Origin of the sequence: Curtobacterium sp. ME12 (assembly GCF_903970855.1) — a bacterium.
GTDB classification, from domain to species: domain Bacteria; phylum Actinomycetota; class Actinomycetes; order Actinomycetales; family Microbacteriaceae; genus Curtobacterium; species Curtobacterium poinsettiae_A.
On sequence record NZ_CAJCKD010000039.1, the window covers coordinates 1 to 21,970 of the forward strand.

A 21,970-nucleotide genomic window follows, 5' to 3' on the forward strand; every position below is an offset into this window, starting at 1 on the left:
CAGTAATTTCAGTGATGATTCTCGCTACGTACTAATCAGCGCTTTTTTGTTTTTCAAGTTGAATTCGGCAAACGGAAGTCGACATACGGGATCGAGTACAGTGCCGGGAGCTTACGCTTTTGCTCTTGCGATGTGCGTGCTGACGTCGACGATCGGCCGCAGGCGCGACAGCGGGTCGCTGCCGCCGCGGTTCGCGAGCATCTGCCGTTCGGCGTCGACGCTCGGGTAGCCCATTGCGATGCGCGCCATGAAGCGGTCCCGCTGCGCCTCGGGCAGCGGGTACGTGCCCTCCATGTCGATCGGGTTCTGCGTCGCGACGATCATGAACGGCCGGTCGAGCGGGCGCGTCACACCGTCGACGGTGACCTGCGACTCCGCCATCGCCTCGAGCAGGGCCGACTGGGTCTTCGGGCTGGTGCGGTTGATCTCGTCGCCGATGACCACGTTCGCGAACACCGGGCCGGGCGAGAACCGGAAGGTGCCGGACGACTGGTCGAAGATGTTCACGCCCGTGACGTCGGACGGCAGCATGTCCGAGGTGAACTGGATGCGGTTCACCGACCCGCCGACCGAGGCGCCGAGCGCCTTGGCGAGCACGGTCTTGCCGACGCCGGGGACGTCCTCGACGAGCAGGTGCCCCTCGGCGAGCATCACCGTCAGGGCGGTGCGGATGGCTTCCGCCTTGCCGTCGATCACCGTGGCGACGGAGGCCACGATGTCGTCGCCCACCGCCCGCACGTGTTCGAGCGGGAAGACGGGGTCGGTCGGCTCCGGCACGCAGGGCTCCATCGTCACGGGACAGGTGTCGTGCATGCTACATCGGGCCGGTGACAGCACCCGGTACGGGTGCACGGACTGGTCGTTCCGCGCACCGGTGGCCGATCCGCGTGTGGTGGGGCCGGGAGGCACGACCCACCACACGCCGATCCGTCACCTCGTGCGCGGAACGGCCCACGCTCCTCCAGGCAGTACCCGGGTCACCTGACGGACGGTCAGGACCGGCGCGCCAGCGCCGCGTCCGCGGCGCGGAGCACGCGCGCGGCGACCGCGACCCCGTCTTCGCGTCCGAGCTCGGTGTCCTCGTGCTCGATGTTCACCCACATGTTCGGGTCGATCGCACGCAGGGCCCCGAGGAACGTCGTCCAGTACGCCTCGTCGTGGCCCTTGCCGAGCGCCACGAAGTCCCATGCCGACGGCTTCGGCCACTCGTTCGCCCACTCGCCGCCGCCGAGGTTCGTGCGCGGCTCGTCGGGTGACAACCGGCGGAACGAGTTGTCGAGCACCCCGTTGATCGCGGCGTGCGGGTTGATCCGGACGTCCTTCGCTGCGGCGTGGAACACGAGCGGCCCGAGGTCCTGGACGACCGCCACCGGGTCCATCTGCTGCCAGAACAGGTGCGAGGCGTCGAGCTCGACCCCCACGTTGGTCAGCCCGCCGCGCTCGACGAGCTCCCGGATCGACGCCGGGTTGAACACGAGGTTCTGGGGGTGGAGTTCGAGCGCGACCTTGACGCCGTGCTCCCGGGCCAGGGCGTCGATCTCCTGCCAGAACGGCACCGCGACGCTCCACTGGTGTTCGAGCACGTCGAGCGCGGCCGAGTTCCAGGCGTTCACGATCCAGTTCGGCCGGGTCCCGCCCGGCTCGCCCGCGGGCAGTCCGGACATCGTGACGACGCGGTCCTGCCCGAGGCGGGCCGCGAGGCGGATGCTGCGCCGGACGTCCTCGGCGTGCGCGGGGCCGATCGCGGGGTCGGGGTGCAGCGGGTTGCCGTTGCAGTTGAGCCCGGCGATCGAGACACCGGTCCCCGCGAACTGCGCGAGGAACGCGTCACGCGCCCCGTCGTCCTGCAGGATCGCGTCGATGTCGGGCACGTGCACCGGGGGCAGGAACCCGCCGGTGTTCAGCTCGATGCCGGTGAGGCCGTTGGCCGCGATGACCCGGAGCGCGTCGGCGAGGGGCCGGTCGTGCAGGATCGCGTTGTAGAGACCGAGTTTCATGCCGTCACTGCTTCCTTGATCGTCTCGGTGGCGCCCCCGGCAGCGGCGGACCGTGCCACCGCGTCGAGGACCTCCATGTTGTGCACGCCGTCGTCGAACGTGGCGTTCGCGGGCAGTGCGTTCGGCACGGTGCCGGACAGCCCCGCGATCTCGTCGAGGAACGCCCGCGCCTGGTACTCGAACATCTGGTTCTGCCCCCAGCCGACGCCGGGGGCGTCCATCGCCATGCCGCCCGCGACGTAGGGGTGGTCCGGGCCGAGCACGACCTGGCGGTAGCCGCCCAGGCGCGAGCCGTCGGACAGCAGCGCGAGGCCGATCTCGGAGGCGCGCTCCTGGTCCCAGCGGGCGGCACCGCGCTCGCAGAACACCTCGATGACGAGGCCGTTCGGGTGCCCGGCCGCGACGCGGGAGGCCTCGAGCGACCCGACGACCGTGCCGTCACCGAAGCGTGCGCTGAACGTGGCGTAGTCGTCGTTGCCGACGGCAGCGGTCTCGCCGGTGAGCGGGACGGCCTGCCCCCGCAGGGCGTGCCCGGCGGCCACCGGTCGCTCGGTGATCGACGTGGTGAACGTCCCGCCGCTGACGCTCCGGACCGGGCCGGCCAGGAACTCGGCGACGTAGGACAGGTGCGAGCCGACGTCGGCGAGCGCGCCGGACCCCGGCTCCCCCGCGAAGCGCCACGAGAACGGGACGTCGGGCGAGGCGCCGTAGTCGGTCCAGTACCGGCCGGAGACGTGCAGGACCCGGCCGAGCGTGCCGTCCTCGACGAGCTCCCTGATGGCCGCGAGCCCGGGAGCCCGGCGGTAGGTGAAGCCGATGCGGCCGAGGACTCCGCGCTGCTCGGCCTCGGCAGCGGCGGACGCCATCGCACGGGCATCGTCGAGCGAGTCGGACAGCGGCTTCTCGCAGAGCACGTGCTTGCCGGCGGCGAGCAGCCCCTCGACGATCTCGCGGTGCAGGGTGTTCGCGACGACGACGCTCACCACGTCGATGTCGTCCGCCGCAGCGATGGCCCGCCAGTCGGTGTCGTGCCGCTCGTAGCCGAAGCGCCGTGCGGCCTCGGCGGCGAGGGGCTCGTAGACGTCGCCGACCGAGACGAGCCGGACCGCCGGCAGGGTCGAGGTGAAGAGGGAGGGCGCGTTCCGCCACGCGGCCATGTGGGCCTTGCCCGCCATGCCCGCACCGATGACGGCGACGCCGATGCTGTCGCTCATGTTCTCTCCTTCGAGAAGGTCGCTGGTCCCGCTTCTGGAACGTTCCAGAACGTGTCGGTAGACTGTAGTCGCACCAGCCCATGTCCTGTCAAGCACCGTGCCGGAAAGGCTCAACGTGACCCCTCGCCCGCCGACGATCATCGACGTCGCCGCACGCGCAGGCGTCTCGAAGTCCCTGGTGTCGATGGTGCTGCGGGAGGACCCCGGGGTCTCCCCCGCCCGCCGCTCGGCGGTGCTCGCCGCCGTCGCGGAGCTCGGCTACCGCCCGAACCGCGCCGCCGCGATCCTCGCCGGCACCCGGACCCGCACCATCGGGGTCATCGTCGACGACTTCCGGAACCCCTGGTACGTGCCGATGCTCGACGGCATCCGCGAGGCCCTCGCCCCGCACGGACTCCGCCTCACCCTCGCCGACACCCGGGCCAACGCCCACCTCGACTCGTCACCGTTCGACGACCTGGTCTCCCTGCGGGTCGACGGCGTGGTGCTCGCCGCCGAGGGGTTCCCCGACGTCGTCGTCCCCGCCGACACCCCGGTCGTGGTCGCCGGCGCGCGCGAGGACGTCCCCGGCGGACTCGACGTGGTCGCCTCCGACGAAGCCGCCGGCGGACGCCTGGCAGCGGATCACCTGATCGGCCTGGGTCACCGCCGCATCGCCCACGTCACCGGCTCGGGAGGCCCGGCTGCGCTCCGCCGCGACGCCACCGTCGCGCAGCTGGTCGCGTCCGGCATCGAGCCGCTGGTCTACGGCTCCGGCCCGACCTCGGAGACGACCGGCTACGAGGGCATGCGGCTCGCGCTGCGAGAGCACCCCGACCTGACCGCGGTGTTCGCCGCGAACGACGTCATGGCGATGGGCGCGATCGCCGCCGTGCAGGAAGCAGGACTCCGCGTGCCCCACGACGTCTCGGTGATCGGGAACGACGAGACCCCGCTCGCCGCGTCGCCCCTGCTGCGCCTGACGACGGTCGACCCGCACAACGACGAGGTCGGGCGCCTGGCGGCTGCGCGGTTGGTCGAGCGGATCGGTGCGGCAGCAGGGGTTCCGGCGGATCCCCTCCGGACGCTCGTGCCGCCGACGCTCGTCGTGCGGTCGACGACGGGGCCGCCGCGCGCCTGAGTGGTGACCGCACCGGGGGCCGGTGCCGGCGTGGCGGAGGTGCGCCGGGCCTCCAGGCCGGGTGCGAGGTGACCCGGGGTCAGACGCGCGCGCCCTCGAGCCGCTCGACGGACTCGGCCAGGTCGGCGAGTTCGGGGACCTCGTGTGCCTCGGCGAGGGCGCCCTCGAGCGCCTCGGCGTGGATCGGCGTCGCACGCTCGAGCAGGACCTGCCCGGCGTGCGTGAGCTCCGTGTAGAGCCCGCGACGGTCGTCAGCGCACAGGACGCGGGTCAGCAGGGCACGCTCCTCGAGCCGGTTCACCAGTCGGGTGGTCGCACTCGGGCTGAGGGCGGCCGCGCGGGCGAGCTGCTGCATGCGCATGTGGAAGCCGTCCTGGCGGCGCAGGGCATCGAGCACCGTGAACTCCACGACGGACAGGCCGACTTCGCGGAGCGCCCGCTCCAGGCGCGTCTCGATCATGCCGTGCAGCGCCGCCAGGGTGCGCCAGCCGTGGGCACGGACGGCGGTGGAGGTGTCGTCGACGGACATCGGGGCTCCTTCGGTCGGTGCAGACGGCGACAGTTGCTTGCGCGGATACCCCGCGTGTGCAACTATCGATATCCCGCGTCTGCAACAACCAGCGTACGCGGCACAGCTGCACAACGGAAGGACATCCATGCCCGCGGGACTCATCGCCCTCGCACTCGGCGGATTCGGCATCGGCCTGACCGAGTTCGTCATCACCGGCCTGCTGCCCGAGGTGGCGGCCGACTACGGCGTCACCGAGACCACCGCCGGCTGGCTCGTCACCGGATACGCCCTGGCGGTCATCGTCGGGGCCCTCGGGCTCACCGCCGCGACCACGCGACTCCCCCGCAAGCCCGTCCTGCTCGGGCTGCTCGTGCTGTTCATCGTCGGCAACACCCTGTCCGCGATCGCCCCGACCTACGGCGCGATGATGACCGGCCGCGTCATCGCCGCCCTGTGCCACGGAGCGTTCTTCGGCATCGGCTCGGTCGTCGCCGCGAACATGGTCGAGCGGTCCAAGCGCGCCTCGGCCGTCGCGCTGATGTTCACCGGGCTCACCGCGTCGAACGTGCTCGGCGTGCCGTTCGGCACCTTCCTCGGCCAGGCCGCCGGCTGGCGTGCGACGTTCTGGGCGATCGCGGCCATCGGCGTCGTCGCCCTGATCGGCGTGCTCGTCCTCGTCCCCGCGGTCCGCTCCACCGAGGTTCCGTCCCTCGCCCGCGAGCTCGGCGCCTTCCGGTCCGGGCAGGTCTGGCTGTCGCTCGGCATGACCGTGCTCGGCTACGGCGGGATGTTCGGCGCCTTCACCTACATCGCGTACACGCTGACCTCGGTGTCCGGGTTCCCGTCGTCCGCGGTGCCGTGGCTGCTCATCGTGTTCGGCATCGGGCTGTTCGTCGGCAACTTCGCCGGGGGCAAGCTCGCGGCCCGTTCGATCGATCGCACCCTGCTCGTGGTGCTCGTCGTGCTGACCGTGGTGCTCGCGGCGTTCGCCCTCGTCGCGACCTCGCCGGTGCTCACCGTGATCGCCCTCGTGCTGATGGGGGCGTTCGGGTTCGCGACCGTGCCGGCCCTGCAGACGCGGGTGATGCAGTACGCCGACCACGCACCGACCCTGGCGAGCGGGGCGAACATCGCCGCGTTCAACCTCGGCAACGCGCTCGGGGCCTGGATCGGCGGCCTGACCATCGCCGCCGGGCTCGGGTACACGTCGCCGATCTGGGCGGGGTCGGGGATCACCCTGGCAGCCGTGGTGCTGACGCTCGTGGCGATGGCCGCGGTGCGCCGGGGGCGCTCCGGCGTACGGACCACGACAACGGGGAGCATCGCGACGGTCTGATGCGCTTCCGGTCAGAGAATGACGAAACCCCGGTCCGATCGGACCGGGGTTCATCGTCGTGCGGAGACGGAGGGATTTGAACCCTCGGTCCCCTCAAAGGGGACTCCACCTTAGCAGGGTGGTGCACTCGGCCGGACTATGCGACGTCTCCAAGCACTCTCGCGAGCGCTGCGACCACCATACAGGAGGACCGCGCCACTCTCGACCCGACGCACACCCGCGCGTGGCACGACCCGACGCACTCGGTCCCCCGAAGTGGGGACACGTGGGGGTTGTCGGGGCGTACCCCACTGCATAGCATCATCGGGACGCGGCAATCACGTTCCGGGGCTCGTCCCCGACGTCGCGACACAGCACCCGACGTCGTTCCCCGCGCGGGCCCGGCGCGCCCGATCGCGTGGCGCCCGGCGGGGAGCGACTTCTTCCGGGGGCGCGGCCCACCACCGCGCCCCCGCTTCTGCGTTCCGGGCACCTCCCGAGCCGAGACTCGTCTCCGCGGACAGTTCGCGGGTGCTGCAGGCCGCAGAGAGTCCGCGCAGCCGAGACTCGGGGACGGCAGGCGAGCAACCGCCCGCCCGCGCCTCAGTACCCGAACGCCTTGGAGCAGGTCTGCTGGTCGGCGGACTGGCCCTCGAGCCCGTCGATGGTCTCGGGCGTCGCCGATGGGGTGCGCGGTGCGGCGGACGACGGCGCTGCCGGGGTCGCGGGCTCCGGCGCGGCGGCCGGTGCCGACGGTGCAGCAGTCGGCTGCGTCGGGCTCGTCTGCGTCGGCTTCGTCTGCGTCGGCTTCGTCTGCGTCGGGCTCGTCTCGGACCCGATGCCCGTGCTGTCCGCCCCGAGGGAGAACGATTGGTCGGCCTTGATCTTCGCGAACAGCCGGTCGGCCAGGTACGTCGTCGGCTCGACCTTGCCCTCGTAGACGCCGGTGCCGCCCGTGGTGCCCGGGTACTGCACGAAGTTCACCTGCGCCAGCGGCAGGTCGCGGAGCGCCAGGCCCATCTGCACCATGGTCCCGATGTCGTTGAGGCTCTGGGACAGCTGCATGTTCGACGCCGCCGCCCGGGCCAGCTTGTACAGGCGGGTCGGCGAACCGAGGGTGTCGTTCGACTTCACGGTGCGGAGCAGCGACGACAGGAACACCTGCTGACTGGAGATCCGACCGAGGTCCGACCCGTCGCCGACCCCGTGCCGGGTGCGCAGGAACGCCAGGGCCTCGTCACCCTGCAGGGTCGAGGTGCCGGCCGGCAGGTTCAGCCCGGTGTACGAGTCGGTGATGGGCTGGGCGACGCAGACGGGCACGCCGCCGATGGCGTTGGACATCTCGATGACACCCTTGAAGGACACCGCGGCCGAGTACTGGATGTCGAGACCGGTGAGCCCGGCGACGGTCTGGGTGACGCAGTTCAGGCCGCCCTCGCCGAACGAGGTGTTGATCGGCTGCGCCGCCATCGCCGGGGCCGTGCCCGTGCCGTCGGTCTTCCGGCAGGCAGGGATCGGCGTGACGAGGTCACGCGGGATGCTCACCGCGGTCGCGTTGGTGTGGTCGGCCGAGACGTGCAGCAGGATGTTGACGTCGTTGAGGGTCGCGTCCCGCTCCCCGAAGGCAGCACTCTGCTCGGGGTCGTTGTCGGTGCCGACGACGAGCATGTTGAACCCGCCCTTGAAGGCACTGATCGGCTTCGCGCCGCCCTTCGCCTGCGGTGCGGGCTGACCCTGGATCTCGACGCCGTCACCGAGGTCGTCCGTGACCTGCTTCGCCGCGATCGCCGTGACCGAGACCGAGCTCACCAGGGCCACGGCGACGACGGCCGAGACCGTCTTGGCAGCGGTCGCGACGGGGCTCGAGCGCCGCAGACGTCCGTGCCGTGCGATCCCGGACGCTCGGTTCAAGCGGTGGGATCGATCGCGGACGTCGTTCACGGGCACTCCTGTCGTCGGTGGACACGCCGGGGACGGCAACCGGTCAAGGCTGCCACGACGTTGCCTGACGATCCAGTGCGAGGGACACCGGTACCGCTCGCTGCTCCGTGCCGCGACCTGCGGATCCACGGCGGTCGGCGCGGACCTGAGCGGATCCGCAGCCGGCGCCGGTTCAGGCCGACACGACCACCCGGAAGCGGTTGGGCAGGGCGATCAGCGCAGTCGACAGGTCGAGGAGCGCCGCGGCACAGTCGTCGAGGTCGTCTCGCTCGGCGGCGTCCACGGCCCGCTCGACGATCTCGACCCGGCGTCGCCGGTCGACCACGGCATCGATCCCGTTCGCCAGGGCGACGTCGTCGGTGAAGAACATGTCGAGCACGATGCGCTGCGACAGCAACCAGTCGCCGCTGACCGACGACCCGCGGCGTCGCAGGTACCAGGCCCCGAGTTCGACGAAGGCACCGGCCTCGGTCCAGCACTCGCGCAGCCACACCTTGTCGAACCGGTCGTGGTACCCGACGGAGTTCGACGGCGGATCGACGAGCAGGGCCTGGGCGATCCGCAGTCGCTCGATCATCTGATCGACCGACCACTGCGAGATCACGACACCGACGTAGCGCTGCACGGTGGCCAGCTGCAGGGACTCGAGGGTCACGAGGGCTTCGCGCACGGGCGTCCGTGACACCCGCATGTCCGATGCCAGGGTGTCGAGCCGCAGCCGCTGCCCGCGGCGGTACTCCCCCCGCAGGACGCTGTCGAGCAGTCGCAGGAACACCGCGTCGCGCAGCAGACTGCGGCGCAGGTCGCGGGGATCGAGGCCGCCGACGCCTGCTCGGACGGGGGTGTGCTCCATCAGCCCAGGGTCACGCACGGGCGGCACCCCCGAGGCGGGGGCGGTCGCTGCCGTGGATCGTGGTCGCCGGTGTCGCGCTGTGGAGGAGTGCCATGCAGGCACAGTGGCAGCGCTGCGACGGCGGCGCTAAACACTCTGAATACAGAATGTCAGGCCGCCGCCGCGGGGCTCACCTGCGGTCGGACTTCGCGTCCCCGGTGAGCACCGAGAGTGGTTGGGTGACGTCCTCGAGCCCCTTCCGCGCGGCGTCGACCCCGAACACCAGGGCGACCACACCGCCGCCGATCATCACCGCGGATCCGAGCAGGTACCCCCAGAACAGCGGCTCCCGCGACGACCCGTCACCGATGAACGCACCGTAGATGGCCGGTGCGACCGCACCGAAGATCTGCGCGAGGGCGAAGAAGTACGAGATCGCCTGCGACCGCAGCTCGAGCGGGAAGATCTCGCTGACGGTCAGGTAGGCGCTCGAGGCACCGGCCGACGCGAAGAAGAACGAGACGCACCAGAACGCGACCTGCACCGTCGCCGAGATCGCGTCGGCCTGGAACAGGAACGCCGACGTGGCGAGCACGAGGCCGGACACCAGGTACGTCAGGAAGATCATCTGGCGACGACCCCAGGTGTCGAAGAAGCGTCCCAGGATGATCGGGCCGAGCAGGTTGCCGATCGCGAACGGGAAGAAGTAGACCGCCGTCTCCGCCGTCTTCAGGCCGAAGAAGTTCGTGAGCACCAGGGCGTAGGTGAAGAAGATCGCGTTGTACAGGAACGCCTGCGTGATCATCATCGTCGCGCCGACGAGTGTGCGGGTCGGGTACTGCTTCAGCAGCACGCGCGCGATGGCCAGGAACCCGACGCGGTCGGTCGGGGTGACGGTCATCGCCTTCGACTGGTCGACCTCGGGCAGGGGTCTGCCGGTCGCCTGCTCCACCGACGCCTCGATGCGGGAGACGGTGGCCTCGGCCTCTTCCTCGCGCCCGTGCGTCATCAGCCACCGCGGACTCTCCGGGATGTGGCGTCGCAGGAAGATGATCGCGATGCCGAGCACCGGGCCGAGGAAGAAGCCGATGCGCCAGCCGATGTTCTCGGCGAAGTACGACGTGTCGAGCAGGTAGATGTTCGCGAACGCGCCGAGTGCGGCACCGCCCCAGTACGTGCCGTTGATGGCGATGTCGACGTGCCCGCGGTACTTCGCCGGGATGAGCTCGTCGATCGCCGAGTTGATCGCCGCGTACTCGCCGCCGATGCCCAACCCCGCGACGAACCGGAAGGCCGCCAGGAACCAGAAGTCCTGCGCGAGGCCCGCGATGCCCGAACCGATCAGGTAGATCGCGAGCGTCAGGATGAACAGCTTGCGCCGCCCCAACCGGTCGGACATGCGCCCGAACACCAGGGCACCGACGACCTGGCCGATCAGGTAGATCGTGCCGAGGGACGTCACCTGCTGCGTGGACAGGTTCAGGTCCGCCTGGAAGCCCGCGTTCGAGACGATCTGGATCTCGAGACCGTCGAGGATCCAGGACACGCCGAGTCCGACGACGACGCTCCAGTGGAACCGGGTCCACGGCAAGCGGTCCATCCTGGCGGGCACCAGGCTCTTGATGGTTGTGTTCGCGCTGCTCACGAAATGGGACCGTACGCCGAGATCGCCGATGTGGTTCAGATGCGGAACGAGGAACCGGGGGCGGAGCCGGATCCCCCTACTTCGAATCCGGCTCCGTCGCCGGGATCTCAATGATCGCAAGTGCGATGGAAACCCACAAGCGGACGGGAGGCCCGGTGCGGGCCCGCCACGCGCCTCCAGTCCGACCCTGGTCGCCGTCGCGAACGCGGCGTAGCGTCGGAGAGGTGACCCGACCTGACATCCGCACGGTCGGCGAGCTCCGCACCTCTGGTCACGTCCAGAAGACGGTCCGCGCCGAGATCCGCGACAACCTGCTCACCGCCCTGCGCCAGGGCACCGATCCGTGGCCCGGCCTGCACGGCTTCGAGACCACCGTCATCCCCCAGCTCGAACGCGCCCTGATCGCCGGCCACGACGTCGTCCTGCTCGGCGAGCGCGGCCAGGGCAAGACCCGGCTGCTCCGCACCCTGCAGGGCCTGCTCGACGAGTGGACGCCGGTCATCATCGGCTCCGAACTCGGCGAGCACCCGTACGAACCGATCACCACCGCGAGCATCCGGCGTGCCGACGACCTCGGCGACGCCCTGCCGATCAGCTGGCGGCACCGCGACGACCGCTACGTGGAGAAGCTCGCGACGCCGGACACGAGCGTCGCCGACCTGATCGGCGACGTCGACCCGATGAAGGTCGCCGAGGGCCGCAGCCTGGGCGACCCGGAGACCATCCACTTCGGGCTCGTCCCCCGCGGGCACCGTGGCATCGTCGCGATCAACGAGCTGCCCGACCTGGCCGAACGCATCCAGGTCGCGATGCTCAACGTGATGGAGGAGCGCGACGTCCAGATCCGCGGCTACGTGCTGCGACTGCCGCTCGACGTGCTCGTCGTGGCGAGCGCGAACCCCGAGGACTACACGAACCGCGGCCGGATCATCACGCCGCTGAAGGACCGCTTCGGCGCCGAGATCCGCACGCACTACCCGATCGAGCTCGACGACGAGATCGCCGTCATCCGGCAGGAGGCCCAGCTGACGGCCGAGGTCCCCGACGCCCTGATCGAGATCCTCGCCCGGTTCACCCGCGCACTGCGTGGTTCGAGCGCCGTCGACCAGCGCAGCGGTGTGAGCGCCCGGTTCGCGATCGCCGGTGCCGAGACGGTGTCCGCGGCCGCGGTGCACCGCGCAGCTCGCCAGGGCGAGGACGAGGCGGTCGCCCGGCCGATCGACCTCGAGACCGCGGTGGACGTCCTCGGCGGCAAGATCGAGTTCGAGAACGGCGAAGAGGACCGGGCCGACGAGGTCCTCGAGCACCTGCTCCGCACCGCGACCGCCGAGACCGTGCGCTCCCGCTTCACGGGCCTCGACTTCGCGGTGCTCGTGGACGCGCTCGACGGCGGCACGATGGTCACCACGGGCGAGCAGGTCAGTGCCCGGGCGTTCCTCGAAGGCCTGCCGTCGATCGGCGAGTCCGACCTGTACGACCAGGTGTGCGACCGGATGGGTGCCACGAACGACGGCGAACGCGCCGGCGCCATCGAGCTCGCCCTCGAGGGGCTGTTCCTGGCCCGACGCATCAGCAAGGAGTCCGGCGGGGGCGAAGCCGTCTATGGCTAGGCAGAACCGACGCCTGACGCGCGACACCCGGTACGGCCGGTACACCGACGGACCGGACCCGCTCGCCGCCCCGGTCGACCTGGCCGAGGCGCTCGACGCCATCGGACAGGACGTGATGGGTGGCACGTCGCCGGAGCGCGCGATGCGGGAGTTCCTGCGGCGTGGCGGCAGGACGCAGCGCGGGCTCGACGACCTGGCCCGCCGGGTGGCCGAGCGCCGCCGTGAGCTGACGAGCAGGAACAACCTCGACGGCACCCTGCAGCAGGTGCGCGAGCTCCTCGACCAGGCGCTGCTCGCCGAACGCGGGGAGCTCGCCCGCAACGTCGACCTCGACGACGGCGACCGGGCCCTGGCCGAACTGCAGCTCGACAGCCTGTCGCCCTCCCCCGCCGCCGCGGTGCAGGAACTCGGCGACTACGACTGGACGAGCCCGGCCGCGCGCCAGAAGTACGACGAGATCAAGGACCTGCTCGGCCGCGAGGTGCTCGATCAGCGCTTCGCCGGCATGAAGCAGGCGCTCGAGGGTGCCACCGACCAGGACCGGGCCGCGGTCAGCGCGATGATGCAGGACCTCAACGCCCTGCTCGAGGCGCACGCCCGCGGCGAGGACACACAGCAGCAGTTCGACGACTTCATGGACCAGCACGGCGAGTACTTCCCGTCGGACCCGGCGAACGTCGACGAGCTGCTCGACGACCTGGCAGCCCGCGCGGCCGCGGCGCAGCGCATGCGCAACTCGATGACCCAGGAGCAGCGGGACGAACTCGATGCCCTCGCCCAGCAGGCCTTCGGTTCCCCCGACCTGATGGGGCAGCTGTCCCAGCTCGACAGCACCCTGCGCGCACTGCGTCCCGGCGAGGACTGGGGCGGATCCGAGCGCCTCGAGGGTGAACAGGGCCTCGGCCTGGGCGACGGCACCGGGGTGTTCCAGGACATCGCGGACCTCGACGCCCTCGCCGACCAGCTCGCCCAGTCCGGGCCGGGCTCGGAGCTCGACGACCTGGACCTCGACGCGCTGTCCCGGCAGCTCGGCGACGAGGCCGCGGTCGACGCGAAGACCCTGCAGCGCCTCGAGCAGGCGCTCCGGAACTCCGGGGCGATGCGTCGCGGTGCCGACGGGCAGCTCCGGCTCACCCCGAAGGCGATGCGGCAGCTCGGCAAGAGCCTGCTCAAGGACGTCGCCCAGCGGATGTCCGGTCGCCAGGGCGCGCGGGACCTCCGTCGTTCAGGCGCCGCGGGCGAGCCCTCGGGGGCGTCGCGGCAGTGGGCGTTCGGTGACACCGAGCCGTGGGACATCCCCCGCACCATCACGAACGCCGTGGTGCGGACGGCGGCCAGCGGTCGACAGGGAGCCGGTGTGCGCCTGAGCATCGAGGACGTCGAGGTGCAGGAGACCGAGGCCCGCACCCAGGCCTGCGTCGCGCTGCTCGTCGACACGTCGTTCTCGATGGCGATGGAGGACCGCTGGGTGCCGATGAAGCGCACCGCCCTGGCGCTGCACACCCTGGTGTCGACCCGGTTCCGCGGCGACGACCTGCAGCTCATCGCCTTCGGTCGCGAGGCCGAGGTGATGGACGTCGAACAGCTCGTCGGTCTCGACGCGATGTGGGACAAGGGCACGAACCTGCACCACGCCCTGCTGCTCGCCAACCGGCACTTCCGCAAGCACCCCACGGCCCAACCGGTGCTCCTCATCGTCACCGACGGCGAGCCGACGTCGCACCTCGAGCCGAACGGGCAGGTCTGGTTCGACTACCCGCCCGACCCGGTGACGATCGCGCTGACCGTGCGGGAACTCGAAAACGCCGGACGCCTCGGCGCCCAGACGACGTTCTTCCGGCTCGGCGAGGACCCGGGGCTCGCCCGGTTCATCGACGCGATGGCGAAGCGGGTGGACGGCAGCGTCGTGGCTCCGGAGAACGACGACCTCGGGGTCGCCGTGGTCGGTTCGTACCTCGGCTCGCGTCGCGGGGCCGGCGGCGCGCTCCCCCGCGACGGCTGGGGGCTCTGAAGCCCACGCGGGACGGACGGGAGGCCCGTGGCGACACCGCCGCGGGCCTCCACTCCGTCCCTGGGTGCGTCTAGAACAGCGGCCAGGGCACGGCGGGGCCGTGACCGGGCGGCGGCGGGAAGATCCCGACGGCACGCAGGGCCGCGCAGCGCGCCCGGAGCGTGTCGATCTCCTCGTCCGTCAGGTGCTCGGCGAGCTCGTCGCCGAGACCGCCGCGCAGGGCGTCGGACACCCGGTCGAGGCCCTCGAGCTCGTCCGGCCCGAGCGGCTCCCCGATCCAGCCCCACAGGACCGTCCGGAGCTTGTGCTCGACGTGGAAGGTGAGCCCGTGGTCCACGCCGAAACGGTGGCCGTCGGGCATCGCGAGCACGTGCCCGCCCTTGCGGTCGGCGTTGTTCACGACGACGTCGAAGACGGCCATCCGGCGCAGGGCCTCGGAGTCCTCGTGCACGAGCGTCACGGGCTGGTCGTGTTCGTCGATGGCCTCGAGCACGGGCAGCCAGGGCGAACCGTCCGCCTCGGCGAGCTCCGGCGTCACCAGGTCGACGGCGTCCTGCTCGGGGTCGACGTCCTGCCAGCGCTGCACCATGCCGGGCCCGAACGGACCGTCACCCATCCACGTGGGTGGGACGACACCCCAGCCGAACGCCTCGGAGACCAGGTGCGCGGCGATCTCGCGGCCTGCGAGCGTGCCGTCCGGGAAGTCCCACAGCGGACGCTCGCCCTCGATGGGCTTGTAGACGACGGTCGCACCGTCGAGTTCCGCGAGGAAGGTGGCGTTGGACGCCTCACGGATGCGCGCCCGGATGGAGAGCGAGCTGTCGCTCATGCGTCGCCGGGCGGACGACCGGCGGCGACGACCTCGCGCGTGCGCTCGACGAAGGCCCGGGCGGTGCCGACCGGGATCTTCACCTGGAACAGCTCGGCGGGCTCGGGGATCTCGACGACGGCCTCGATCTCGACGCCGTCCTCGCTCTCCTCGGACACGATCTCGACCTCGTCGTCGATCGGGTACGCCTCGATGACGACCTGCGCGGTGGACGGGTCGAAGCCCAGGCTCAGGGCCCCGGCGCGGAACTCGGCCTCGACGGGCTGGTCGAGCGGCTCCGGGTCGCGGAGTTCGACCGGCACCGACGGCGGCACGCTGAAGCGGTTGTCGTCGACGGTCGCGACCTCGTCGAGGAGCTCGTCGATCTTGTCGGCAAGCACGGCGGTCTGCTCCTTCTCGAGCGCGACGCTGGTGACGCGTCGACCGGAGCGGGCCTGGATGTAGAAGGCGCGCTCACCCGGACGGCCGATGGTGCCGACGACGAGGCGGTCCGGCCAGTCGAAGCCGTGGACGATGGTGGGCATACCCGCATTGTAGGAGCGCTCGGCTCCGCCCGTTCAGGGTCGGGCAGGACCCGCGGGCGCGTCGGGTGCCGGGTTGCCCGCGCCGCCGCCGACCGCGGCGTCGCCGCTGGGTGCCGGGGCGGTGCGCAGCCAGGACAGGTCACCGGACTCGGTGTTCGTCGCGACGACCTCGGGGCGGTGTTCGCCGTAGCGCACGACGGACACCGAGGCCGGGCCGACACCGATGCGCTGGAACAGGTCCAGGTGCATGCCGAACGCGTCGGCGAGGACGCTCTTGATGATGTCGCCGTGGCTCACCGCGACCCAGACGGCGCCGGGTCCGTGCTCCGCCTCGACCTCGGCGTCGATGCGCCGGACGGCCGCGACGGCCCTGGACTGCATCGTCTGCATGGACTCACCACCGGGGAACACGACGGCGCTCGGGTTCGCCTGCACCGTGCGCCAGAGGGGTTCCTTCGCCAGGTCGGCGAGCTTCCGGCCCTGCCACTGCCCGTAGTCGGCCTCGGTGATGGCCCGCTCGATCAACGAGGCGGGCGGCCCGGCCGGTCGGTCGGTCTGCCGGTCGGTCTGCCGGTCGAGGATCGCGCGGGCGGTCTGCCGGCAGCGCTCGAGCGGACTCGACACCACGGCGACGACGGGCACCGCGGCGATGCGCTCCGCGGTCCGCTCGGCCTGGGTGCGGCCGACGGCGTCGAGCCGCACGCCGGCGGTGCGTCCGGCCAGGACGCCGGTGGCGTTCGCGGTGGTGCGTCCGTGACGGACGAGGAGGACGGTCGCCATGGGCCCGATCCTAGGCGCGTGACGCGGTCGCCCTTGACTGGCTGCCCGCGGACCGATCAGATGGGGGCATGGCCGGGCGGCATCGACTCGCACTCTTCGCCACGTCGACGGTGACCGGGTTCGGGATCGCGACGTGGATCACCCGGACGCCCGCGATCCGCGACGAGCTCGGGGCGTCGATCGAGGCGATGGGCCTGGTCCTGCTCGGGCTGTCGATCGGGTCGATGATCGGGATCCTCGGCGCCGGGGCGCTGGTGCGACGGACCGGCAACCGCCCGCTCATCCTGCTCGGGGGCGCGCTGCCCGTCGTCGGCATGGTGCTCGTCGCGCTGCTCGCCCCGGCGCAGGTCGCCGCCGGGGTCTGGGCCGGGCTGTTCCTGATCGGCTTCGGGGCGGGCGTCGCCGAGATCGGGCTGAACGTCGAGGCCGCCGCGGTCGAACGGCAGATCGGGCGACCGGTCGTGCCGGTGCTGCACGCCTGCTTCAGCCTGGGCAGCGTGGTCGGCGGGGTCGTCGGCATCGCCGTGACGGCGGTGCGGACCCCGGTCGGGGCGCACCTGCTCGTCGGTGCCGCGGTGATGGCCGCACTGGCGGGGTTCGCGGCGCTGAACCTGCGGCCGGTGCCCCGTGACACACCGGCCGACACGCCTGCCGATGCCCCCGGCGCCCGCCGGGGAGCCCGCCGCTCCGTCCTCACCGTGCAGCTCGCCATGATCGCCGTCATCACGCTGGCGATGGCCTTCGCCGAGGGTGCCGCGAGCGACTGGCTCCCGCTGCTGATGACCACCGACCACGACGCCCCCGAATCGGTCGGGTCCCTCGTGTTCACCGGATTCGCCCTCGCCATGCTCATCGGTCGAGCGGCCGGCACCCCGCTCGTCGCCCGGTTCGGTCGCGCCCCGGTCGTCCGGGTTTGTGCCGCGGTCGGTGCCGTCGGGGTCCTGCTCGTCGTGCTGTCGCCGAGTCCGGTCGTCACCGCGGCGGCCGCCGGCGTCTGGGGGCTGGGCATCGCCCTCGGGTTCCCCCTGTCGATCTCGGCCGCGGGCGACCACCCCACCGACGGCGACCGCCGTGTGTCGGTGGTGGCCACGGCCGGGTACATCGCCTTCCTGGTGGGGCCGCCGCTGCTCGGGTTCGTCGGGGAGCACCTCGGCCTGCAGACGGCGATGCTCGTGCCCCTCGTCCTGCTGGTCGCGGCGTTCCTCGTCGCCCCGGCGACGCGGGGACAGGACACCCCACCCACGATCGAACCGGCGGAACCGGCGCGTCGGCCGTCCGGTCGGTAGCGTCTCGGGCATGCCGTTCTTCCGCGACGCTCCGCGCCCGACCACCCCGCCCACTCCGTCGAGGGTCCAGGCGGCCTGGTCCGACTCCGCGGGGCACCTCGCGACCCGGTGCCTGCAGCTCATCATCGTCGTGGTGGTCATCGCCGGCATCGTCTGGGCGAGCAACATCCTGAGCGTCGTCACGATCCCCGTGCTCCTCGCGCTCATCATCGCGTCGGCCATGCACCCCGTGGTGTCGTGGCTCCGCAAGCACCGGGTGCCGTCGGTGCTGGCCACCCTCGCGGTGCTCATCGGCGTCCTCGCGGTCCTGGGGCTGATCGGCTGGCTCATCGTCGTCGCGGTCGAGAACCAGTGGGCACAGCTGCAGAAGTCCGCCGTCGACGGGTTCCAGCAGCTGCAGACGTTCGCGAAGACCCTGCCGTTCTCGATCTCGGACAAGCAGATCGACGACGCCGTCGCGGGTGCCTCCGACTTCGTGACGAGCGCGCAGTTCGGCTCCGGTGCCCTCGCCGGTGCCTCGGCCACGGCAAACTTCCTGACCGGGCTCGTCCTGATGATCGTCGTGCTGTTCTTCTTCCTGAAGGACGGCCCGAGCATCTGGGAGTTCCTACTCCGGCCCTTCACCGGTGAGCGCTACGCCCGTGCACGCCGCGTCGGCGACCGTGTGGTCTCGACCCTCGGCGGGTACGTCCGCGGTACGGCCACCGTCGCTGCCGTCGACGCGATCGGCATCGGTGTCAGCATCGCGATCGTCGGCGTCCCGCTCGCCCTGCCGCTGGCCGTCATCGTCTTCATCACGGCGTTCATCCCGATCGTCGGTGCCACCGCCGCCGGCATCCTCGCCGCCCTCGTCGCGCTCGTGGCCCTCGGCCCCGTGCAGGCGCTCATCGTGATCGGCATCGTGATCGTCGTGAACCAGCTCGAGGGCAACTTCCTGCAGCCGGTCCTGATGGGTCGCACCCTCAAGCTGCACGGCCTCGTCATCCTGATCGGGCTGACCGCCGGCACCGTCCTCGCCGGCATCACCGGGGCGATCATCTCCGTGCCGCTGATCGCCGCGGCCTGGGGCGCGATCCTCGTCTGGGACGGCCCGAACACGCCCGCCCGCCCGTGGCGGAAGAAGCGCAACGAGGACGTCACCGCGCACGAGCTGCCGCAGGGCTGACCCGCAGCGCCGCCCCAGCGGGCGCGTTGCGGACATCCACTTCGCGCAACGGGCCCGCACCCAGCAGGATGGAGGAGTGCTCGTCTCCATCGTCTACATGAGTCGCGCCGTCGTCCCCTTCGACGACGAGGCCCTGGCGGTGCTGCTCGCCGAGTCCCGGCTGCGGAACGAAGCGCTCGGGGTCTCCGGGCTCCTGCTCGCCAAGGGTGGCCGGTTCATGCAGCTGCTCGAGGGGCCGGCGTGGAGCGTCGACGACCGTTTCGCCGTCATCGCGAAGGACCCGCGCCACGGCGAGGTCAAGTCACTCGTGCGCGAGGACATCGAGCGCCGGCGGTTCGACGGCTGGTCGATGGCCTACCGCGCGCTCGACGACGCGGACGTCCGGTCCGAGGAGGGCTTCAGCCCGTTCCTCTCCGGCACGATGGACTTCCCGCGCTCGTTCGACCGGACCAGCGCGGCGTGGCTGCTGAAGTGGTTCCGCGACCGCGAGCTGCACGACCTCTGATCCGCCGGCAGTGGCGCCCCGTCGGCGGCGCTTCAGCCGGTGCCGAACGCGTCCTCGACGACGGCGAGCAGCCGGTCGCGGTGCTTCGGGTCCGCCGTCGCCGCGATCACCACGCGCCACATGGTCGCCACCGCGGGCATCAGGTCGGTGCGTCGCGTCCGGACGTCGGACACGAGCTGCACGCCCGTGAAGTACGGCACCACCGTCGAACCGAGCTGTTCCGCGGTCAGGTCGGTGCGGAGTTCCCCGCTCGCGACGGCCAACCGGAACACGTCGACGATCCCGCCGATCCACTGCTCGTAGAAGCTCAGCGTCGCGGTCTGGAACTCGCCGCGCTCCAGCGACAACCGGATCCCCGCCCGCACGATCGGGTCGGTCCGGAGCAGGTCGGCGATGCCGTGCGACGCCCCGATCAGCGCGGCGACCGGCGAGCTGTCGGTGTGGCTGACGACGTCGAAGGTGCGGGCGTTCTGCTCGCCGATGACGCCGAGCGCCAGGGCGAGCTTCGTCGGGAAGTGGAAGTGGAGCGTGCCCTGCGAGACGCCCGCCGTGCGGGCGATGCCCGCGATCGTCGCGCCGGCGAAGCCGACGCGGTCGAACTCCTCCGCCGCGGCCACCAGGATCTGCTCACGTCGTTCCACGGGACCAGTCTCACAGTCTGGAGGCACGGTGCCAGCTGGCACCGCGCCTCCAGTCCGAGGGGTGGTGCGGCTCAGGCCGCGTGCCGGCCGAGCGTGATGCGCTCCTCGGGCAGGTCCTGCAGGTCGCGCCCACGGAACCAGCGGAGCAGCCAGTCGGCGGGCGTACCCGCCACCCCGGTCGGCAGACCGGTGCGGTCGCTGAGGAAGGTGCTGAAGCCGGGCTCGTCACGGAGCTCGTCCCGGGTCGGGCTGCCGAACGCCATCGCCCAGCCGTCGAACCGACGCGTGCTGATGGACTCACGCGACAGCGACTTCACGCCGGTGTGCCGCGGGTCGCGCTCGATCGCGGCGAAGCGGTCCTCGACGCTCCAGACCGGCCCCTCGAGCACCTGCATGAAGCGACCGCCCTTGGCGAGCAGGAGCCCGGAGACACCGAGCGCGTGGTTGCGGAGCCGCGCCTCACGCAGCATGGCGACCAACTGGTCGTCGGTGAGGTCGTCGACGGCGACGGACATGTAGACGAGGGAGGTGAGGGAAGTCATCCCCTGCAGTCTGGGTCGTGGTCGGCGGCACGGTCAACGCGTCGTCCGCACACCGCACCGGACGGTGCGGCATGCGGACGACGGGCGGATCCGAAGGCCGTCGATCAGGTGAGGGCGAGCAGGTTGTTGACCTGCTCGTTGACCCCGGTCAGCGTCGAGATCGGCTTGCCGTTCGCGTAGACGTCATCGAAGGCGGGCTGCAGCAGGGCCTGCACGTCGGCGGGGTTCTTCGTGACCGGGAACAGGAACGTGGTGTCCTCCTCGACCTGCCGGGTGAACGCCGAGACGTCCAGTCCGCGCTTCCGGAACGACGCCACCGCGGCCTCGGTGCCCGCGGGACGAGCGGGGAACACGATCCCGCGCTCACCGACGATCCGCTGCGCCTCGTCGCTGCCCAGGAACGCCACCCACTTCGCCGCGGCCTCGGGGTCCTTCGCCTGCTTCGTGATCGAGTCGCCGAGCCCGTTGAACATCGACGCACGGTGACCCGACGGGCCGATCGGGGTCGGGGCGACCGCGACGTCGAGGCCCTCCATGCCGAGGTACGACCCGATCATCCACGAGCCGTTGAACGACAGCGCGCACTTGCCGGCGCCGAGCTGGACCTCGGGCCCGGTCGTGGTGGAGAACACCCCGTACTTCGCCATGTAGCCCTTCTCCGCCAGCCGGTAGTACCAGGCGAGGGTGTCCTGCACGACCCGCTCGTCGTAGCGGAACCTGTCACCCCAGGGGTTCTCGTTCGTGTAGAACCAGTCGACCGATCCGGTGAACGGTGACCACTGGGTCTGGCCGAATCCGTCACCGCCCGAGCCGTTCGACGAGATGCCGTAGACGGCGACGTCGTCCTTGTCGAAGCCGTCCTCGTCGCCGCGGCGGCCCTTCGAGTCGACGGTCAGCCGCGCGAGCATCCGTTCGAACGTGCCGCCGTCGTCCGGGTTCCACTCGAGCGACCCGAGCTCCTCGGCGGAGACCCCGGCCGTCGCCATCGCCTTCTTGTCGTAGAACATCGCGACGGTGTCCCAGTCCTTCGGCGAGCCGTAGCGGTGGCCGTCCTGGCCCTTCCACAGTTCGGCGAGTCCGGACTGGTAGTCGTCGTCCCGGATGCCCTTCGTGGCGTCGAGTTCGTCGAGCTTGTAGAGCACGTCGAGGTCGGCGTACTGCGGGAACTTCGTCAGGTGGTCGGTGAAGACGTCTGGCGCGGTGCCGGCGATGAAGCCCGCGGTGAGCTTGGTCCAGTAGTCGTTCCACCCGAGCTGGGTGATCTTCACGGTGATGTCCGGGTTCGCGCGGTGGAACGCGTCGGCGACGGCCTGGTACGCGGGCTGCTGGTTCGCGTCCCAGAGCCAGTAGCTCACGGTGCGCGCACCCGACCGGTTCGTCGTGCGGCGACCGGGCGAGGAGCAGGCGGCGAGCGCGCCGAGGGCCAGGGCGGAGGCACCGCCGGCGAAGAGCGTGCGGCGGGTCAGTTGGTTCGTCATGGTGTTCGTCCTGTCCGGAGCCCG

19 protein-coding genes, 1 tRNA gene and 1 pseudogene are annotated in these 21,970 nt (G+C 71.3%); 7 read left to right on the top strand and 14 right to left on the bottom strand.

Annotated features, from left to right (window positions below; translation table 11 throughout):
- Positions 1–144: 144 nt before the first annotated feature.
- From H7A73_RS15395 to H7A73_RS15405, 3 genes and pseudogenes are all read right to left on the bottom strand, one after another.
- Positions 145–789, bottom strand: a pseudogene (locus tag H7A73_RS15395) (AAA family ATPase); the annotation flags it as partial.
- Between the two features lie 203 nt (positions 790–992).
- On the bottom strand, positions 993–1,997 hold the full coding sequence (locus H7A73_RS15400) for a sugar phosphate isomerase/epimerase family protein (RefSeq protein ID WP_182066760.1): 1,005 nt from the start codon (positions 1,995–1,997) through the stop codon (positions 993–995).
- A complete protein-coding gene (locus tag H7A73_RS15405; protein WP_182066761.1) occupies positions 1,994–3,211 on the bottom strand; it encodes a Gfo/Idh/MocA family protein in 1,218 nt (405 codons plus the stop codon). Before H7A73_RS15405 ends, H7A73_RS15400 begins: the two co-directional genes overlap by 4 nt.
- Positions 3,212–3,326: 115 nt before the next feature.
- Between H7A73_RS15405 and H7A73_RS15410 the strand changes: the two genes are divergently transcribed.
- A complete protein-coding gene (locus H7A73_RS15410) occupies positions 3,327–4,331 on the top strand; it encodes a LacI family DNA-binding transcriptional regulator (protein WP_182066762.1) in 1,005 nt (334 codons plus the stop codon).
- A gap of 79 nt (positions 4,332–4,410) precedes the next feature.
- Here H7A73_RS15410 and H7A73_RS15415 read toward each other — a convergent pair whose 3' ends face one another.
- Positions 4,411–4,860 (bottom strand): MarR family winged helix-turn-helix transcriptional regulator, encoded by a 450-nt coding sequence (locus H7A73_RS15415; protein ID WP_182066763.1) that lies wholly within the window; start codon positions 4,858–4,860, stop codon positions 4,411–4,413.
- Positions 4,861–4,987: 127 nt separating this feature from the next.
- Between H7A73_RS15415 and H7A73_RS15420 the strand changes: the two genes are divergently transcribed.
- Positions 4,988–6,178, top strand: coding sequence for an MFS transporter (locus H7A73_RS15420; RefSeq protein WP_182066764.1), 1,191 nt, complete (start codon positions 4,988–4,990; stop codon positions 6,176–6,178).
- A gap of 61 nt (positions 6,179–6,239) precedes the next feature.
- On the opposite strand, the gene H7A73_RS15425 is transcribed toward H7A73_RS15420, so the two are convergent.
- From H7A73_RS15425 to H7A73_RS15440, 4 genes are all read right to left on the bottom strand, one after another.
- Positions 6,240–6,329 (bottom strand) — tRNA-Ser (locus H7A73_RS15425).
- Between the two features lie 431 nt (positions 6,330–6,760).
- A complete protein-coding gene (locus tag H7A73_RS15430) occupies positions 6,761–8,098 on the bottom strand; it encodes an LCP family protein (RefSeq protein WP_182066765.1) in 1,338 nt (445 codons plus the stop codon).
- A 172-nt stretch (positions 8,099–8,270) separates the two neighbouring features.
- Positions 8,271–8,951 (bottom strand): GntR family transcriptional regulator, encoded by a 681-nt coding sequence (locus H7A73_RS15435; RefSeq protein ID WP_182066766.1) that lies wholly within the window; start codon positions 8,949–8,951, stop codon positions 8,271–8,273.
- A 169-nt stretch (positions 8,952–9,120) separates the two neighbouring features.
- Positions 9,121–10,575: an MFS transporter gene (locus H7A73_RS15440; RefSeq protein WP_310648866.1), complete on the bottom strand. Its 1,455-nt coding sequence runs from the start codon at positions 10,573–10,575 to the stop codon at positions 9,121–9,123.
- Between the two features lie 224 nt (positions 10,576–10,799).
- On the opposite strand from H7A73_RS15440, the gene H7A73_RS15445 reads away from it, so the two are divergent.
- Together H7A73_RS15445 and H7A73_RS15450 are read left to right on the top strand one after the other, a co-directional pair.
- The gene (locus H7A73_RS15445) at positions 10,800–12,185 is read left to right on the top strand and encodes an AAA family ATPase (RefSeq protein ID WP_182066767.1); all 1,386 of its coding nucleotides are present in this window, start codon (positions 10,800–10,802) and stop codon (positions 12,183–12,185) included.
- Positions 12,178–14,196 carry a vWA domain-containing protein gene (locus H7A73_RS15450; RefSeq protein ID WP_182066768.1) on the top strand — a complete coding sequence of 673 codons (2,019 nt, stop codon included), beginning with the start codon at positions 12,178–12,180 and terminating at the stop codon, positions 14,194–14,196. The genes H7A73_RS15445 and H7A73_RS15450 overlap by 8 nt, the downstream gene beginning before the upstream one ends.
- 70 nt (positions 14,197–14,266) lie before the next feature.
- On the opposite strand, the gene H7A73_RS15455 is transcribed toward H7A73_RS15450, so the two are convergent.
- The 3 genes from H7A73_RS15455 to H7A73_RS15465 are packed head-to-tail and all read right to left on the bottom strand — an operon-like array spanning position 14,267 to position 16,329.
- A complete protein-coding gene (locus tag H7A73_RS15455) occupies positions 14,267–15,025 on the bottom strand; it encodes an SCO1664 family protein (protein ID WP_182066769.1) in 759 nt (252 codons plus the stop codon).
- Positions 15,022–15,549, bottom strand: coding sequence for a DUF3090 domain-containing protein (locus H7A73_RS15460; protein ID WP_182066770.1), 528 nt, complete (start codon positions 15,547–15,549; stop codon positions 15,022–15,024). The genes H7A73_RS15455 and H7A73_RS15460 overlap by 4 nt, the downstream gene beginning before the upstream one ends.
- Positions 15,550–15,582: 33 nt before the next feature.
- Positions 15,583–16,329, bottom strand: a complete 747-nt coding sequence (locus H7A73_RS15465) for an MSMEG_4193 family putative phosphomutase (protein WP_182066771.1) — start codon at positions 16,327–16,329, stop codon at positions 15,583–15,585.
- Positions 16,330–16,397: 68 nt separating this feature from the next.
- Here H7A73_RS15465 and H7A73_RS15470 point away from each other — a divergent pair, with 68 nt between their 5' ends.
- From H7A73_RS15470 to H7A73_RS15480, 3 genes are all read left to right on the top strand, one after another.
- Complete coding sequence (locus tag H7A73_RS15470) at positions 16,398–17,615, top strand: MFS transporter (protein WP_182066772.1); 1,218 nt, start codon at positions 16,398–16,400, stop codon at positions 17,613–17,615.
- Between the two features lie 10 nt (positions 17,616–17,625).
- Positions 17,626–18,780, top strand: coding sequence for an AI-2E family transporter (locus H7A73_RS15475; RefSeq protein ID WP_182066773.1), 1,155 nt, complete (start codon positions 17,626–17,628; stop codon positions 18,778–18,780).
- A 76-nt stretch (positions 18,781–18,856) separates the two neighbouring features.
- A complete protein-coding gene (locus tag H7A73_RS15480; RefSeq protein ID WP_182066774.1) occupies positions 18,857–19,285 on the top strand; it encodes a BLUF domain-containing protein in 429 nt (142 codons plus the stop codon).
- A 32-nt stretch (positions 19,286–19,317) separates the two neighbouring features.
- Here H7A73_RS15480 and H7A73_RS15485 read toward each other — a convergent pair whose 3' ends face one another.
- The 3 genes from H7A73_RS15485 to H7A73_RS15495 form a co-directional block, all read right to left on the bottom strand.
- The gene (locus H7A73_RS15485) at positions 19,318–19,926 is read right to left on the bottom strand and encodes a ScbR family autoregulator-binding transcription factor (protein WP_182066775.1); all 609 of its coding nucleotides are present in this window, start codon (positions 19,924–19,926) and stop codon (positions 19,318–19,320) included.
- A gap of 71 nt (positions 19,927–19,997) precedes the next feature.
- Positions 19,998–20,468 (bottom strand): BLUF domain-containing protein, encoded by a 471-nt coding sequence (locus tag H7A73_RS15490; RefSeq protein WP_182066776.1) that lies wholly within the window; start codon positions 20,466–20,468, stop codon positions 19,998–20,000.
- Between the two features lie 104 nt (positions 20,469–20,572).
- Entirely contained in the window at positions 20,573–21,946 is a 1,374-nt protein-coding gene (locus H7A73_RS15495; protein WP_220456630.1) for an ABC transporter substrate-binding protein, read from the bottom strand.
- Between the last annotated feature and the right edge of the window lie 24 nt (positions 21,947–21,970).